Source organism: Endozoicomonas sp. ALE010, assembly GCF_049310165.1.
Taxonomy (GTDB): domain Bacteria; phylum Pseudomonadota; class Gammaproteobacteria; order Pseudomonadales; family Endozoicomonadaceae; genus Endozoicomonas.
Map to the genome: position 1 here is coordinate 1 of NZ_JBLYNV010000084.1, position 18161 is coordinate 18161.

Consider the following 18161-nt stretch of genomic DNA (forward strand, 5'->3'; position numbering starts at 1 on the left):
AGTTTCGCTATGGCCCACAGCAGGTTGGCAATTTCCTGAGGTTTAAAGTTGGTTTTCTGTGCGTTCACGAGGAGCAACAGTGCGGCCACGGTCTGTCTGAACCCTGGTGTTTGCTCCTGCCCATTGTCCACCAGTTTCGCCATGGCCCACAGCAGGTTGGCGATATGCTGAGGAATAAATTGGTCTTTCTGTGCGTTTACGTGGGGCAACAGCGCGGCCACGGCCTCGTTGAGTTCAGGTGTTCGCTCCTGCCCGTTGTCCGCCAGTTTCGCCATGGCCCACAGCAGGTTGGCGATATGCTGAGGAATAAATGGGTCTTTTTGTGCGTTCACGAGGGGCAACAGCGCGGTCACCGCCTTGTTGAGTTCTGGTGTCTGCTCCTGCCCGTTGTCCACCAGGTTTGCCATGGCCCATAGCAGGTTGGCGATACCCTGGGTATTAAGCTGGTCTTTCTGTGCGTTCACGTGGGGCAACAGCGCGGCCACGGCCTCTTTGAGCCCTGGTATGTGCTCCTGCCCGTTGTCCACCATTTTCGCCATGGCCCACAGTAGGTTGACGATAGCCTGAGGAATAAATTGGTCTTTCTTTGCATTCATGAGGGGCAACAGCGCGGCCACGGTCTCGTTGAGTTCTGGTGTTTGCTCCTGCCCGTTGTCCACCAGTTTCGCCATGGCCCATAGCAGGTTGGTGATTCCCTGGGCATTAAGTTGGTCTTTCTGTTCATGCACGAGGGGCAACAGCACGGCCACGGCCCCGTTGAGCCCTGGTGTCTGCTCGTGCCCGTTGTCCACCAGTTTCGCCATGGCCCACAACAGGTTGGCAATTTCCTGTGGTTTAAAGTTGGTTTTCTGTGCGTTCACGGGGAGCAACAGTGCTGTCACGGCCTCTTTGAGTTCTGGTGTCTGCTCCTGCCCTTTGTCCACCAGTTTCGCCATGGCCCACAGCAGGTTGGCGATATGCTGAGGAATAAATTGGTTTTTCTGTGCGTTCACGAGGGGCAAGAGCACGGCCACGGCCCCGTTGAGCCCTGGTGTCTGCTCGTGCCCGTTGTCCACCAGTTTCGCCATGGCCCACAGCAGGTTGGCAATTTCCTGTGGTTTAAAGTTATCTTTCTGTGCGTTCACGTCGGGCAATAGCCTGGCCAGGGCCTCATTGAGCCCCGGTGTCCGCTCCTGGCCCTTGTCCACCAGTTTCGCCATGGCCCACAGCAGGTTGGCAATTTCCTGTGGTTTAAAGTTATCTTTCTGTGCGTTCACGTCGGGCAATAGCCTGGCCAGGGCCTCATTGAGCCCCGGTGTCCGCTCCTGGCCCTTGTCCACCAGTTTCGCCATGGCCCACAGCAGGTTGGCGATTCCCTGTGGTTTAAAGTTAGCTTTCTGTCCATTTACGTGGGGTAACAGCGTAGCCACGGCCTCGTTGAACCTTGGTGTTCGCTCCTGCCCGCTGTCTACCAGTTTTGCCATGGCCCACAGCAGGTTGGCGATTCCCTGAGCATCAATATCCCTGGCTTGAGGTTTTTGGTTGCACTTGAATATTATTGCATCAAGTAGCGTTGACAGTAAGGCCGCTTGAGTACGCTTAACACGCTCCTCCATGGGGTTATGAGGGGTAAATACACCCGCTGAAGTCAATGATTGAAGTGTTGTCGTCAGGCTTCGCCAATTCCAGCTCCGGGTTACGGAAAAATTTTGCAGTAAACGTATCAGCTGGCTTTGTTCGGCTCGATTTAATGGTCTTTTAGACGCTGACGTGTATTTTTTAATTGAACTGGCATATTGACCGTGAAGTCTCCCATCATAGCGATCACCAAAACGATAAGATTTAGTCAGCAGGTCAGCCATTATTTCCTGTCTGGTGAGGGTGTTGAAATCTTGAGCAGAGTTTACTGAACGGTACTGTAGATGTTGTGAAGAGCGTGTGAAAGAAGAATGGTAAAACTCATGACGCCTCGGGGCAGTGCGGGAAGGGGGATCCCATTGTCTGACTGTGGCATGTCCATATCGTCCACGCCGTGAAGAAGCGGCCTGGTCACCCGGTTGGTTGTCATCATTGCCTGATCTTGGGTATTGACATCTGATACCAGCAGAACTTCTATCCATAACTATATTTCATTAATTCATGAGAATATAAGAAGCAGACTGCTGCTCTGTTCAGAAGTTCATTTTGTTGGAATGTTGATAAATGCAGGGAGGGAATTACTGGCTGTTTTTTCTCTTCCTCCTGGCTGGTTTGCCGGTTTGTTCTTGTAACTGTTCTTCGGCGGCTAGGTAACCATGATTTGAGGGTTGCCTGCCTTTATCAGCAGTAACGTATGAATCGTCTGCCCACCTTCTTTTAAGTGATACAGAGCCATGCCCCTGTGGCGGGATGCCTATCCTGGTCTTTATTTGATCAATGTATGGTTTCGTTAAATCCTGATTCCAAAGCCTGTTAACCGGAATTTCAATGACCTCAAATCCTGCTTTTTGCAACAGTGCGATTTTCAGCAGAGTCGAACCCTTCCTGGTGTTGAAATCACCACCCACGTAATGAGACGGTCCCTGAACTTCAATCACCAGGTTGTGATCTGGCAGTAGCAGGTCAACCGGTGGTAATGAATTCAGACTCTTTTCTTCTTCAATCCGTAAAGATGGAATGCATGATTGCAGTTGATTGCGGAAGTGGGATTGACGGTTTGAAACGTTTGCATGGTAATGGGGGACGAACGGACACGGTCTCCCAAGCCAACTTGCGGCCTTCGCAATGGTGTGTTGACCCTCTTCATTGTTCGGGGATGTATTTTCCAGGCGAATAAACAGGTCATCGATGTGCTTTTCAAGCCAGTTATTGTTATTGGAGTCCAGAGACAATCTGGCACAGCAAACCATTACTCCCCAGAGAGACATCAATATGTCTTGCTGTGAGAGCTGAGGGTTTTCAATGATTCGGTAAACAAGCGATTCAAACATAGAGGTAACCACGTTCAGCTCAACGATCTCACCCAGTTTCGCCGTGGCCCACAGCAGATTGGCGATTTCCTGTGGTTTAAAGTTAGCTTTCTCCGGGTTCACTTGTGGCAACAGCACGGCCACGGCATCTTTGAGCTGCGGTGTCTGCTCCTGCCCGTTGTCCACCAGTTTCGCCGTGGCCCATAGCAGGTTGGCGATTTCCTGTGGTTTAAAGGTAGCTTTCTGTCCGTTCACGTGGGGCAACAGCGCAGCCACCGCCTCATTGAGCCCCGGTGTCCGCTTCTGCCCGTTGTCCACCAGTTTCGCCATGGCCCACAGCAGGTTGGCGATACTCTGTGGTGTAAAGTTAGCTTTCTGTGCGCTCACGTGGGGTAACAGCGCGGCCACGCTCTCTTTGAGTTCTGGGGTCCGTTCCTGCCCGTTGTCTACCAGTTTCGCCATGGCCCACAGCAGGTTGGCGATATGCTGAGGAATAAATTGGTTTTTTTTTTGCGTTCACGTGGGGCAACAGTGCGGCTACAGCCTTCTTGAGCCCTGGTGTCAACTCATGCCTTTTATCCACCAGTTTCGCCATGGCCCACAGCAGGTTGGCGACACCCTGGGCATCAATATCCCTGGCTGGAGGTTTTTGGTTGCACTTGAATATGATGGCATCAAATAGCGTTGACAGTAAGGCAGCTTGAGTAAGCTTAACACGCTCATCTATGGGGTTATGGAGGGTAAAAGCACCCGCTGAAGTCAAGGAATGAAGTGTTGTCGTCAGGCTTCGCCAATTCCAGCTTGGCGTTGCTGTGAAATTTTGCAGCAAATGCATCAGCTGGCTTTGTTCCGTTCGATTCAACGGTCTTTTAGCAGCTGACGTGTATTTTTTAATTGAACTGGCATAATTACCGTCAAGTCTCCCATCATAGCGATCACCGAAACGGTAAGATTTACTCATAAGGTCATCCATTATTTCCTGTCTGGTGAGAGCATTAAAATCCTGAGCAGGGTTTACTGAACGGTACTGTAGATGTTGAGAAGAGCGCGTGACAGAAGAATGGTAAAATTCATGACGCACCGAGGCAGTGCGGGAGGGGTTATCCCATTGTCTGACTGTGGCATATCCATATCGTCCATGCCTTGAAGAAGACGCCTGGTCATCCGGTAGGTTGTCATCATTGCCTGATCTTGCGTATTGACCACTGATACCAGCAGAGCTTCTATCCATAACTATATTTCATTAATTTATGAAATTAAAAGCAGACTGCTGTTCTGTTCAGAAGTTCATTTTGTTGGAATATTGATAAATGTAAGCAGTTGGAGAAACGCATCTGCTCCTGTTGCCACCAATCCGTTATCTTCCAAACATCCGGGGCGAAATTCAGGGGGAACAGGTCTTCAACGCTGGTAGAACTTTCCTGGAATGTGAAACGGTTCCTGGGTCGAAGGGAGGGGATTACTGGCTGTTTGTTTTCTTCCTCTTTGCAGGTTTGTCGGTTTGCTCTTCTGAATGTTCTTCGGCGGTTAAGTAACCGTGATCTGAGGATTGCCTGTCATCAGCAGTAATGTATGCCGTATCTGCCCACCTTCTTTTAAGTGATACAGAGCCATGCCCCTGTGGCGGGATGCCTATCCTGGTCTTTATTTGATCAATACATCGTTTAATTGAACCTTGGTTCCAAAGCATGTTAGCAGGGATTTCAATGACCTCAAATCCTGATTTTCTCAGCAGTGCGATTTTCAGCAGAGTCGAACCATTCCTGGTTTTGAAATCACCACCCACGTAATGAGAGGGCCCCTGAACTTCAATCACCATGTTGTGATCTGGCAGTAGCAGGTCAACCGGAGGCAGTGAGTTATGACTCTTTTCTTCTTCAATCTGCAAAGAGGGAATGCATGATTGGAGCTGATTGCGGAATTCGGCTTGAGGTTTTGACATGATTGTCTGGTAATGGGGGACGAACGGGCATGATCTCCCAAGCCAACTTGCGGCCATGGCAATAACGGATTGTTCCTCTTCATTGTCTGGGAATGTATTTTTCAGGCGAGTAAACAGGTCATTCATGTGTGTTTCAAGCACGTTATTTTTATTGGCATTGGAGAGTAGAGATTGCCTGGCACAACATACCATTACTCCCCAGAGAGACATCGATATCTCTTGCTTTGAGAGCTGAGGTTTTTTACTGATTCGGTAGACAAGGGATTCAACCGCAGATGTAACCACGTTCAGCTCAACAAAGTCACCCAGTTTCGCCATGGCCCACAGCAGGTTGGCAATACCCTGGGCATTGAATTGGTCTATTTGTGCGTTCATGTGGGGCAGCAGCGCTGCCACAGCCTCGTTGAGCCCTGGTGTCCACGTCTGCCCGCTGTCCACCAGTTTCGCCATGGCCCACAGCAGGTTGGCAATACCCTGGGCATTAAATTGGTCTATTTGTGTGTTCACGTGGGGCAGCAGCGCTGCCACAGCCTCGTTGAGCCCTGGTGTCCACGCCTGCCCGCTGTCCACCAGTTTCGCCATGGCCCACAGCAGGTTGGCAATATGCTGAGGAATAAATTGGTCTTTCTGTACGTTCACCTGGGGCAACAGCGCAACCACAGCCTCGTTGAGCCCTGATGTCTGCTCCTGCACGTTGTCCACCAGTTTCGCCATGGCCCACAGCAGGTTGGCGATATGCTGAGGATTAAATTGTTCTTTCTGTGTGTTCACGTGGGGCAACAGCGCGGCCAAGGTCTCTTGGAGCCCTGGTGTCCGCTCCTGCCCGTTGACAACCAGTTTCGCCATGGCCCACAGCAGGTTGGTTATACCCTGGGCATTAAATTGGTCTTTCTGTGCGTTCACGTGGGGCAACAGCGCAGCCACGGCCTCTTTGAACTCTGGTGTCTGCTTCTGCCCATTGTCCGCCAGTTTCGCCATGGCCCACAGCAGGTTGGCGATATGCTGAGGATTAAATTGGTCTTTCTGTGCGTTCACGTGGGGCAACAGCGCAGCCACGGCCTCTTTGAACTCTGGTGTCTGCTCCTGCCCGTTGTCCGCCAGTTTCGCCATGGCCCACAGCAGGTTGACGATATGCTGCGGAATAAATTGGTTTTTCTGTGCGTTCACGTGGGGCAACAGCGCGGCCACGGCCTCTTTGAGCCCTGGTGTCTGCTCCTGTTCGATGTCCATCAGTTTCGCCATGGTCCACAGCAGGTTGGCGATGCCCTGGGCATTAAATTGGTATCTATGTGCGCTCACGCGGGGCAACAGAGCGGCCACAGCCCCTTTGAGCGCTGGTGACCACTCCTGCCCACTGTCCACCAGTTTCGCCATGGCCCACAGCAGGTTGGCGACTTCCTGTGGATTAAAGTTAGCTTTCTGTGCGTTCACGTGGGGCAACAGCGCGGCCACAGGCTTTTTGAACTCTGGTGTCCGGTCCTGCCCGTTGTCTACCAGTTTCGCCATGGCCCACATCAGGTTGGCTATACCCTGGGCATTAAATTGGCATTTCTGTGCGTTCACGAAGGGTAACAGCGTGGCCACTGCCTCTTTAAACTCCGGTGTCCACTCCCCGTTGTTCACCAGTTTCGCCATGGCCCACAGCAGGTTGGCTATAGCCTGGGCATTAAATTGGCATTTCTGTGCGTTCACGAAGGGTAACAGCGTGGCCACTGCCTCTTTAAGCTCCGGTGTCCACTCCCCGTTGTCCGTCAGTTTCGCCATGGCCCACAGCAGGTTGGCGATTTCCTGTGGTTTAAAGTTAGCTTTCTGTGCGTTTACGTGGGGTAACAGCACGGCCACGGCCTCTTTGAGCTCTGGTGTCCGCTCCAGCCCGTTGTCCACCAGTTTCGCCATGGCCCACAGCAGGTTGGTGATTTCCTGTGGTTTAAAGTTAGCTTTCTGTGCGTTCACGTAGGGTAACAGTGCGGTCACGGCCCCTTTGAGCCCTGTTGTCCATTCCTGCCCGTTGTCCACCAGTTTCGCCATGGCCCACAGCAGGTTGGCAATTTCCTGTGGTTTAAAGTTAGCTTTCTGTGCGTTCACGTTGGGCAACAGGCTGGCCACGGCCTCATTGAGCCCCGGTGTCCGCTCCTGGCCCTTGTCCACCAGTTTCGCCATGGCCCACAGCAGGTTGCTAATGCCCTGAGCATTAAATTGGTCTTTCTGAGCGTTCATGTGGGGCAACAGTGCGGCCACAGCCTCGTTGAGCCCTGGTTTTTGCTCCTGCCCGCTGTCTACCAGTTTCGCCATGGCCCACAGCAGGTTGGCGACACCCTGGGCACCAATATAGCTGGTTTCAATTTTTTGGTTGCACTTGAATATTATTGCATCAACTAGCGTTGACAATAAGGCAACTTGAGTATGCTTAACACGCTCATCTATGGGGGTATGGGGGGTAAAAACACCCGCTGAAGTAAATGAGTGCAGTGTTGTTGTCAGGCTTCGCCAATTCCATTTCCGCGTTGCTGTGAAATTTTGCAGCAAAGGCATCAGCTGGTTTTGTTCCGCTCGATTTAACGGTCTTTTAGCAGCTAACGTGTATTTTTTTATTGAGCTGGCATATTGCCCGTGATTTCTCCCATCATAACGATCACCGAAACGATAAGAGTTACTCAGCAGGCCATCCATTATTTCCTGTCTGGTGAGGCTATTGAAATCTTGAACAGGGTTTACTGAACGGTACTGTAGATGTTGAGAAGAGCGTGTGAAAGAAGAATGGTAAAATTCATTACGTCCCGGGGCATTACGGGAGGGGTTATCCCATTGTCTTACTGTGGCATATCTATATCGTCCACGCCGTGAAGAAGTGGCCTGGCCATCCGGTTGGTTGTAATCATTGCCTGATCTTGCGAATTGACCACTGATACCAGCATAGCTTCTATCCATAACTATATTTCATTAATTCATGAGAATATAAAAAGCAGACTGCTGTTCTGTTCAGAAGTTCATTTGGGGCGAAATTCAGGGACAACAGGTCTTCAACGTTGGTAGAACTTTCCTGGAATGTGAAAACGGTTCCTGGGTCGAAGGGAGAGGATTACTGGCTGGTTGTTTTCTTCCTCTTTCCTGGTCTGCCGGTTTGCTCTTTTGAATGTTCTTCGGCGGTTAAGTAACCATGATCTGAGGGTTGCCTGCCTTTATCAGCAGTAACGTATGCCTCATCTGCCCACCTTCTTTTAAGTGATACAGAGCCATGCCCCTGTGGCGGGAAGCCTATCCTGGTCTTTATTTGATCAATGTATGGTTTCATTAAATCCTGATTGACAAGCATGTTAGCTGGGATTTCAATGACCTCAAATCCTGCTTTTTGCAACAGCGCGATTTTCAGCAGCGTCGAACCCTTCCTGGTGTTGAAATCACCACCCACATAATGAGACGGTCCCTGAACTTCAATCACCATGTTGTGATCTGGCAGTAGCAGGTTAACCGGAGGCAGTGAGTTCAGACTCTTTTCTTCTTCAATCTGCAAAGAGGGAATGCATGATTGGAGTTGATTGCGGAATTCGACTTGAGGTTTTGACATGATTGTCTGGTAATGGGGGACGAACGGGCATGATCTCCCAAGCCAACTTGCGGCCATGGCAATAACGGATTGTTCCTCTTCATTGTCTGGGAATGTATTTTCCAGGCGAGTAAACAGGTCATTCATGTGTGTTTCAAGCACGTTATTTTTATTGGCATTGGAGAGTAGAGATTGCCTGGCACAACATACCATTACTCCCCAGAGAGAGAGCGATATCTCTTGCTTAGGGAGCTGAGGTTTTTTACTGATTCGGTAGACAAGGGATTCAACCGCAGATGTAACCACGTTCAGCTCAACAAAGTCACCCAGTTTCGCCATGGCCCACAGCAGGTTGGCAATACCCTGGGCATTAAATTGGTCTATTTGTGCGTTCACGTGGGGCAGCAGCGCTGCCACAGCCTCGTTGAGCCCTGGTGTCCACTCCTGCCCGCTGTCCACCAGTTTCGCCATGGCCCACAGCAGGTTGGCAATATGCTGAGGAATAAATTGGTCTTTCTGTACGTTCACCTGGGGCAACAGCGCGACCACAGCCTCGTTGAGCCCTGATGTCTGCTCCTGCACGTTGTCCACCAGTTTCGCCGTGGTCCATAGCAGGTTGGCGATTTCCTGTGGTTTAAAGTTAGCTTTCTGTGCGTTCACGTCGGGCAATAGGCTGGCCACGGCCTCATTGAGCCCCGGTGTCCGCTTCTGCCCGTTGTCCAGCAGTTTGGCCATGGCCCACAGCAGGTTGGCGATACCCTGTGGTGTAAAGTTAGCTTTCTGTGCGCTCACTTGGGGCAACAGTGCGGCCACGGCCTCGTTGAGTTCTGGTGTTTTCTCCTGCCCGTTGTCCACCAGTTTCGCCATGGCCCACAGCAGGTTGGCGATGTGCTGAGGAATAAATTGGTTTTTTTTTGCGTTCACGTGGGGCAACAGCGCGGCCACGGCCTCGTTGAGTTCTGGTGTTTGTTCCTGTCCGTTGTCCACCAGTTTTGCCATTGCCCACAGCAGGTTGGCGATATGCTGAGGAATAAATTGGTTTTTTTTTGCGTTCACGTGGGGCAACAGTGTGGCCATAGCCTCTTTGAGCCCTGGTGTTCGCTCCTGCCCCTTGTCCACCAGTTTTGCCATGGCCCACAGCAGGTTGGCGATACCCTGTGGTGTAAAGTTTGCTTTTTGTGCGCTCACGTGGGACAACAGCGCAGCCACCGCCTCGTTGAGCTCTGGTGTTCGCTTTTGCCTGTTGTCCACCAGTTTCGCCATAGCCCACAGCAGGTTGGCGATTTCCTGTGGTTTAAAGTTAGCTTTCTGTGCGTTCACGTGGGGCAGCAACGCGGCCACGGCCATGTTGAGCCCTGGTGTCAATTCATGCCTGTTATCCACCAGTTTCGCCATGGCCCACAGCAGGTTGGTAATGCCTTGGCTATTGAATTGGTCTTTCTGCGCGTTCACGAGGAGCAACAGCGCGGCCACGGCCTCGTTGAGATCTGGTGTTTGCTCCAGCCCGTTGTCCACCAGTTTTGCCATGCTCCATAGCAGGTTGGTAATGTCCTGGGCATTAAATTGGTTTTTCTTTGCGTTCACGAGGGGCAACAGCACGGCCACAGTCCCTTTGAGCCCTGGTGTCTGCTTACGCCCATTGTCCACCAGTTTCGCCATGGCCCACAGCAGGTTGGCGATTTCCTGTGGTTTAAAGTGAGCTTTTTGTATGTTTACGTGAGGCAACAGCGCTGCCACGGTCTCTTTGAGTTCTGGGGTCCGTTCCTGCCCGTTGTCTACCAGTTTCGCCATGGCCCACAGCAGGTTGGTGATTTCCTGTGGTTTAAAGTGAGCTTTCTGTGCGTTCACGTTGGGCAATAGGCTGGCCGAGGCCTCGTTAAACTCTGGTGTTCGCTCCTGCCCGTTGTCCACCAGTTTCGCCATGGCCCACATCAGGTTGGCAATATGCTGAGGAATAAATTGGTCTTTTTGTGCGTTCATGTGGGGCAACAGTGCGGCCACAGCCTCTTTGAGCCCTGGTGTTCGCTCCTGCCCGCTGTCTACCAGTTTTGCCATGGCCCACAGCAGGTTGGAGACACCCTGGGCATCAATATCCCTGGCTGGAGGTTTTTGGTTGCACTTGAATATGATTGCATCAAGTAGCGTTGACAGTAAGGCAGCTTGAGTGCGCTTAACACGCTCATCTATGGGGTTATGGGAGGTAAAAACACCCGCTGAAGTAAATGAGTGCAGTGTTGTCGTCAGGCTTCGCCAATTCCAGCTCCGTGTTACGGAAAAACTTTGCAGTAAACGTATCAGCTGGCTTTGCTCGGCTTGATTTAATGGTCTTTTAGCAGCTGACGTGTATTTTTTAATTGAATTGGCATATAGGCCGTGATCTTTCCCATCATAGTGATCACCGAAACAGTAAGATTTACTCAGCAGGCCAGCCATTATTTCCTGTCTGGTGAGGGTATTGAAATCTTGAGCAGGGTTTACTGAACGGTACTGTAGATGTTGTGAAGAGCGTGTGAAAGAAGAATGGTAAAATTCATTACGCCCCGGGGCAGTGCGGGAGGGGGTATGCCATTGTCTGATTGTGGCATATCTATATCGTCCACGCCGTGAAGAAGTGGCCTGGTCATCCGGTTGGTTGTCATCATTGCCTGATCTTGCGTATTGACCACTGATACCAGCAGAGCTTCTATCCATAACTATATTTCATTAATTCATGAGAATATAAAAAGCAGACTGCTGTTCTGTTCAGAAGTTCATTTTGTTGGAATGTTGATAAATGTAAGCAGTTGGAGAAAGCATCTGCTCCTGATGCCAACCATCCGTTATCTTCAAATCATCAGGGCGAAATTCAGGGGCAACAGGTCTTCAACTCTGGTAGAACTTTCCTGGAATATGAAAACGGTTCCTGGGGCGAAGGGAGGGAATTACTGGTTGTTTTTTCTCTTTCTCTTGGCTGGTTTGCCGGTTTGTTCTTCTAACTGTTTTTCGGCAGTTAAGTCACCGTGATCTGTGAGTTGCCTGCCTTTATCAGCAGTAACGTATGCCGCATCTGCCCACCTTCTTTTAAGTGATACAGAGCCATGCCCCTGTAGCGGGATCCCTGTCCTGGTCTTTATTTGATCAATGTATGGTTTCATTAAATCCTGATTGCCAAGCCTGTAAACCGGAATTTCAATGACCTCAAATCCTGCTTTTTGCAACAGTGCGATTTTCAGCAGAGTCGAACCCTTCCTGGTGTTGAAATCACCACCCACGTAATGAGAGGGCCCCTGAACTTCAATCACCAGGTTGTGATCTGGCAGTAGCAGGTCAACCGGAGGTAATGAATTCAGACTCTTTTCTTCTTCAATCCGCAAAGATGGAATGCATGATTGGAGTAGATGGCGAACCTCGGATTGACGTTTTGACCTGGTAGTCGGGTAATGGGGGACGACCGGGCACGCTCTCCCAAGCCAACTGGCGGCCATGGTAATGATGCGTTGATCCTCTTCATTGTGCAGGAATGTATTTTCCAGACGGGTAAACAGGTCATCCATGTGCTTTTCAAGCCAGTTATTGTTTTTAGAGTTCAGAGACAATCTGGCACAGCAAACCATCACTCCCCAGAGAGAAATCAATAGGTCTTGCTGTGAGAGCTGAGGGTTTTCACTGATTCGGTAAACAAGCGATGCAAACGTAGAGGTCACCACGTTCAGCTCAACGAACTCACCCAGTTTCGCCGGGGCCCACAGCAGATTGGCGATTTCCTTTGGCTTAAAGTTAGCTTTTTGTGTGTTCACGTGGCGCAATAGTGCGGCCACGGCCTCGTTGAGCGTCGATGTCCACTCCCCGCTGTCCACCAGTTTCGCCATGGCCCACAGCAGGTTGGCGATTTCCTGTGGTTTAAAGTTAGCTTTCTCTTTGTTGACCTGTGGCAACAGCGCGGCTATGGCCTCGTTAAACTCTGGTGTTCGCTCCTGCCCGTTGTCCACCAGCTTCGCCATGGCCCACAGCAGGATGGCGATTTCCTGGGCATTAAATTGGTGCTTCCCCGCGTTCAGGTGAGGCAACAGCGCAGCCACGGCTTCGTTAAAGTCTGATGTCCGCTCCTGCCCGCTATTCACCAGTTTCGCCATGGCACACAGCAGGTTGGCGATACCCTGTGGTTTAAAGTTATCTTTCTGTGCGTTCACTTGTGGCAACAGTGCGGCCACGGCCTCTGTAAGCTCTGGAGTCCTATCCTGCCCGTTGTCCAGCAATTTCGCTATCGCCCACAGCAGGTTGGCGATATGCGGAGGAGTAAATTGGTCTTTATGTGCGTTTACGTAGGGCAACAGCGCGGCCACGGCCTTGTTGAGCCCTGGTGTTCGCTCTTGCCCCTTGCTCACCAGTTTTGCCATGGCCCACAGCAGGTAGGCGATATGCTGAGGAATAAATTGGTGTTTTTTTGCGTTCACGTCGGGCAACAGTGTGGCCACAGCCTCTTTGAGCACTGGTGTTCGCTCCTGCCCCTTGTCCACCAGTTTTGCCATGGCCCACAGCAGGTTGGCGATATCCTGTGGTTTAAAGTTACCTTTCTGTGCGTTCACGTGAGGCAATAGAGCGGCCACCGCCTCGTTGAGCTCTGGTGTTCGCTTTTGCCTGTTGTCCACCAGTTTCGCCATAGCCCACAGCAGGTTGGCGATTTCCTGTCGTTTAAAGTTAGCTTTCTGTGCGTTCACGTGGGGCAGCAACGTGGCCACGGCCTTGTTGAGCCCTGGTGTGCGCTCCTGCCCGTGGTCCACCAGTTTTGCCAAGGCCCACAGCAGGTTGGCGATATGCTGAGGAATAAATTGGTTTTTTTTTGCGTTCACGTGGGGCAACAGCGCGGCCACGGCCTTGTTGAGCCCTGGTGTGCGCTCCTGCCCGTGGTCCTCCAGTTTCGCCATGGCCCACAGCAGGTTGGCAATGCCCTGGCTATTAAATTGGTCTTTCTGTGCTTTCACGTGGGGCAACAGCGCGGCCACGGCCTTGTTGAGATCTGGTGTCTGTTCGTACCCGTTGTCCACCAGTTTTGCCATGGCCCACAGCAGGTTGGCAATGCCCTGGGCATTAAATTGGTCTTTCTGTGCGTTCACGAGGGGCAACAGCGTGGCTACGGCCCCTTTGAACCCTGGTGTCTGCTTTGGCCCGTTGTCCACCAGTTTCGCCATGGCCCACAGCAGGTTGGCGATATGTTGAGGAATAAATTGGTCTTTCTGTGCGTTCACGAGGGGCAACAAGGATGCCATGGCCTCGTTGAACTCTGGTATTCGCTTCTGTCCATTGTTCACCAGTTTCGCCATGGCCCACAGCAGGTTGGCGATTTCCTGTGGATTAAAGTTAGCTTTATGTGCGTCCACATCGGCCATTAACCTGGCCACGGCCTCATTGAGTTCTGGCGTCTGTTCCTGCCCGTTGTCCACCAGTTTCGCCATGGCCCACAGCAGGTTGGCAATATGCTGTGGAATAAATTGGTCTTTCTGTGCGTTCATGTGGGGCAACAGTGCGGCCACAGCCTCGTTGAGCCCTGGTGTTCGCTCCAGCCCTCTGTCTGCCAGTTTCGCCATGGCCCACAGCAGGTTGGCGATTCCCTGGGCATCAATATCACTGGCTTCAGGTTTTTGGTTGCACTTGAATATTATTGCATCAAGTAGCGTTGTCATTAAGGCAGCTTGAGTACGCTTAACACGCCCATCCATGGGGTTATGAGGGGTAAAAACACCCGCTGAAGTCAATGAATGAAATGTTGTCGTCAGGCTTCGCCAATTCCAGCTCCGTGTTGCGGTAAAATTTTCCAGCAAACGCATCAGCTGGCTTTGTTCCGCTCGATTCAACGGTCTTTTAGCAGCTAACGTGTATTTTTTAATTAAGCTGGCATATTGACCGTGATGTCTCCCACTATAGCGATCACCAAAACGATAAGATTTATTCACCAGGCGATCCATTATTTTATGTCTGGTGAGAGCATTAAAATCCTGAGCAGGGTTTACTGAACGGTACTTTAGATGTTGAGAAGAGCGTTTGAAAGAAGAATGGTAAAACTCATGACGCACCGGGGCAGTGCGGGAGGGGGGATCCCATTGTCTGACTGTGGCATATCCATATCGTCCACGCCGTGAAGAAGCGGCCTGGTCATCCGGTTGGTTGTCATCATTGCCTGATCTTGCGTATTGACCACTGATACCAGCAGAGCTTCTATCCATAACTATATTTCATTAATTCATGAGAATATAAAAAGCAGACTGCTGTTCTGTTCAGAAGTTCATTTTGTTGGAATGTTGATAAATGTAAGCCGTTGGAGAAACGCATCTGCTCTTGATGCCAACCATTCGTTATCTTCAAATCATCCGGGTGAAATTCAGGGGCAACAGGTCTTCAACGCTGGTAGAACTTTACTTGAATGTGAAAATGGTGCTTGAGTCATGACGGTAGGGAAGAGCTTACTGGCTGTATTTTTTCTTTCTACCTGGTTTGCCTGTTTGCTCCCCTGAATGTTCTTCGGCAGTCAAGTAACCATGATCTGAGGGTTGCCTGCCGTTATCAGCAGTAACGTATGCCGAATCTGGCCACCTTCTTTTAAGTGATACAGAGCCATGACCCAGTGGCGGGAAGCCTATCCTGGTCTTGATTTGATCAATGTATGGTTTCATTAAATCCTGATTCAAAAGCCTGTTAACCGGAATTTCAATGACCTCAAATCCTGCTTTTTGCAACAGTGCGATTTTCAGCAGAGTCGAACCATTCCTGGTTTTGAAATCACCACCCACGAAATGAGAGGGCCCCTGAACTTCAATCACCATATTGTGATCTGGCAGTAGCAGGTCAACCGGAGGCAGTGAATTCAGACTCTTTTCTTCTTCAATCTGCAAAGAGGGAAAGCATGATTGGAGTTGATCGCGAACCTCGGATTGACGTTTTGACCTGATAGTCTGGTAATGGGGGACGACCGGACACGCTCTGCCAAGCCAACTTGCCGCCTGGGCAATGGTGCGTTGATCCTCTTCATTGTGCAGGAATGTTTTTTCCAGACGAGTAAACAGGTCATCCATGGGCTTTTCAAACACGTGTTTTTTATTGGCATTGGCGACCAGAGACAGCCTGGCACAGCATACCATTACTCCCCAAAGGGACATCAATATCGCTTGCTGAGAGAACTGAGGGTTGCCATTGATTCCCTCGACAAGCGATTTGAACGTGGTGGTTACCAAGTCCAGCTCAATGAGTTCGCCCAGTTTCGCCATGGCCCACAGCAGGCTGGCGATATGCTGAGGATTAAATTGATCTTTCTGTGCACTTACGTGGGGTAACAGCGTGGCCACGGCTTCGTTGAGTTCTGGTGTCCGCTCCTGCCCATTGTCCATCAGTTTCGCTATGGCCCACAGCAGGCTGGCAATATGCTGAGGAATAAATTGGTTTTTTTGTGCGCTCACTTGAGGTAACAGTGTGGCCATGGCCTCTTTGAGACCCGGTGTCCACTCCTGCCCGTTGTCCACCAGTTTCGCCATGGCCCACAGCAGGTTAGCGATTTCCTGTGGTGTAAAGTTAGCTTTCTGTGTGTTCGTGTAGGGCAACAGCGCGGCCACGGCCTCATTGAACTCTGGCGTTCGTTCCTGCCCGTTGTCCACCAGTTTTGCCATGGCCCACAGCAGGTTAGCGATTTCCTGTGGTTTAAAGTGAGCTTTCTGTGTGTTCGCGTAGGGCAACAGCGCGGCCACGGCCTCATTGAACTCTGGCGTCCGTCCCTGCCCGTTGTCCACCAGTTTTGCCATGGCCCACAGCAGGTTAGCGATTTCCTGTGGTTTAAAGTGAGCTTTCTGTGCGTTCACGTGTCGCAACAGTGTGGCCATGGCCTCGTTGAGTTCTGGTGTCTGTTCCTGCCCGTTGTCCACCAGTTTCGCCATGGCCCACAGCAGGTTGGCGATTTCCTGTGGTTTAAAGTGAGCTTTCTGTGCGTTCACGCGGGGCAACAGCGCGGCCACGGCCCCGTCGAGCTCTGATGTCTGTTCTTGCCCGTTGTCCACCAGTTTTGCCATGGCCCACAGCAGGTTGGCGATATGCTGAGGAATAAATTGGTTTTTTTTTGCGTTCACGTGGGGCAACAGTGCGGCCAAAGCCTCTTTGAGCCCTGGTGTCAACTCATGCCTGTTATCCACCAGTTTCGCCATGGCCCACAGCAGGTTGGTAATTTCCTGTGGTTTAAAATTAGCTTTCTGTGCTTTCACATGCGGCAACAGCGTGGTCACGGCCTCCTTGAACACTGGTGTCTGCTCCTGCCCGTTGTTCACCAGTTTTGCCATGGCCCACAGCAGGTTGGCGATTTCCTGTGGTATAAAGTGAGCTTTCTGTGCGTTCACGTTGGTCAATAGGCTGGCCACGGCCTCATTGAACCCCGGTGTCCGCTCCTGCCCGTTGTCCACCAGTTTCGCCATGGCCCATAGCAGGTTGGCAATATGCTGAGGAATAAATTGGTCTTTCTGTGCGTTCATGTGGGGCAACAGTGCGGCCACAGCCTCGTTGAGCCCCAGTGTTCGCTCCGGCCCGCTGTCTGCCAGTTTCGCCATGGCCCACAGCAGGTTGGCGATTCCCTGGGCATCAATATCCCTGGCTTCAGGTTTTTGGTTGCACTTGAATATTATTGCATCAAGTAGCGTTGTCATTAAGGCAGCTTGAGTGCGCTTAACACGCTCATCTATGGGGTTATGGGGGGTAAAAACACCCGCTGAAGTCAATGAATGAAATGTTGTCGTCAGGCTTCGCCAATTCCAGCTCCGTGTTGCGGTAAAATTTTCCAGCAAACGCATCAGCTGGCTTTGTTCTGCTCGATTCAACGGTCTTTTAGCAGCTGACGTGTATTTTTTAATTGAACTGGCATATTGACCGTGAAGTCTCCCATCATAGCGATCACCAAAACGATAAGATTTCTTCACCAGGCCATCCATTATCTTCTGTCTGGTGAGAGCATTAAAATTTTGAGCAGGGTTTACTGAACGGTACTGTAGATGTTGAGAAGAGCGTGTGGAGGAAGAATGGTAAAATTCATGACGCCCCGGGGCAGTGCGGGAGGGGGTATCCCATTGTCTGACTGTGGCATATCTATATCGTCCACGCCGTGAAGAAGACGCCTGGTCATCCGGTTGGTTGTCATCATTGCCTGATCTTGCGTATTGACCACTGATACCAGCAGAGCTTCTATCCATAACTATATTTCATTAATTCATGAGAATATAAGAAGCAGACTGCTGTTCTGTTCAGAAGTTCATTTTGTTGGAATGTTGATAAATGTAAGCTGTTGGAGAAACGCATCTGCTCCTGATGCCAACCATCCGTTATCTTCAAATCATCCGGGGCGAAATTCAGGGGCAACAGGTCTTCAACGCTGGTAGAACTTTACTTGAATGTGAAAACGTCTCCTGGGTCGAAGGGAGGGGGTTACTGGCTGTTTGTTTTCTTCCTATTTCCTGGTTTGCCGGTTTGCTCTTCTGAATGTTCTTCGGCGGTTAAGTAACCGTGATCTGAGGGTTGCCTGCCTTTATCAGCAGGAACGTATGCCTCATCTGCCCACTCTTTTTTAAGTGACACAGAACCATGCTCCTGTGGCGGGATGCCTATCCTGGTCTTTACTTGATCAATGTATGGTTTCATTAAATCCTGATTGCAAACCCTGTTAACCGGAATTTCAATGACCTCAAATCCTGCTTTTTGCAACAGTGCGATTTTCAGCAGAGTCGAACCATTCCTGGTTTTGAAATCA

Annotated in this window: 8 protein-coding genes; all 8 read right to left on the reverse strand. The window is 50.8% G+C overall.

Annotated features, from left to right (window positions below):
- Positions 1-2099 (reverse strand): DUF1601 domain-containing protein (locus ACO6UY_RS22260; RefSeq protein WP_422491275.1); only part of this gene is annotated, 2099 nt, incomplete at its 3' end.
- Positions 2100-2195: 96 nt separating this feature from the next.
- Positions 2196-3389 carry an RAP domain-containing protein gene (locus tag ACO6UY_RS22265; RefSeq protein WP_422450759.1) on the reverse strand — a complete coding sequence of 398 codons (1194 nt, stop codon included), beginning with the start codon at positions 3387-3389 and terminating at the stop codon, positions 2196-2198.
- On the reverse strand, positions 3295-4158 hold the full coding sequence (locus ACO6UY_RS22270) for a hypothetical protein (RefSeq protein WP_422450761.1): 864 nt from the start codon (positions 4156-4158) through the stop codon (positions 3295-3297). Before ACO6UY_RS22270 ends, ACO6UY_RS22265 begins: the two co-directional genes overlap by 95 nt.
- 228 nt (positions 4159-4386) lie before the next feature.
- The gene (locus tag ACO6UY_RS22275) at positions 4387-7797 is read right to left on the reverse strand and encodes a DUF1601 domain-containing protein (RefSeq protein WP_422450763.1); all 3411 of its coding nucleotides are present in this window, start codon (positions 7795-7797) and stop codon (positions 4387-4389) included.
- 151 nt (positions 7798-7948) lie between these two features.
- Complete coding sequence (locus tag ACO6UY_RS22280; protein WP_422491277.1) at positions 7949-11104, reverse strand: DUF1601 domain-containing protein; 3156 nt, start codon at positions 11102-11104, stop codon at positions 7949-7951.
- A 230-nt stretch (positions 11105-11334) separates the two neighbouring features.
- On the reverse strand, positions 11335-14613 hold the full coding sequence (locus ACO6UY_RS22285) for a DUF1601 domain-containing protein (protein WP_422461582.1): 3279 nt from the start codon (positions 14611-14613) through the stop codon (positions 11335-11337).
- Positions 14614-14850: 237 nt separating this feature from the next.
- Positions 14851-17607, reverse strand: a complete 2757-nt coding sequence (locus ACO6UY_RS22290; RefSeq protein WP_422450767.1) for a DUF1601 domain-containing protein — start codon at positions 17605-17607, stop codon at positions 14851-14853.
- 232 nt (positions 17608-17839) lie between these two features.
- A partial coding sequence (locus ACO6UY_RS22295) for a hypothetical protein (protein WP_422491279.1) occupies positions 17840-18161 on the reverse strand: 322 nt, incomplete at its 5' end.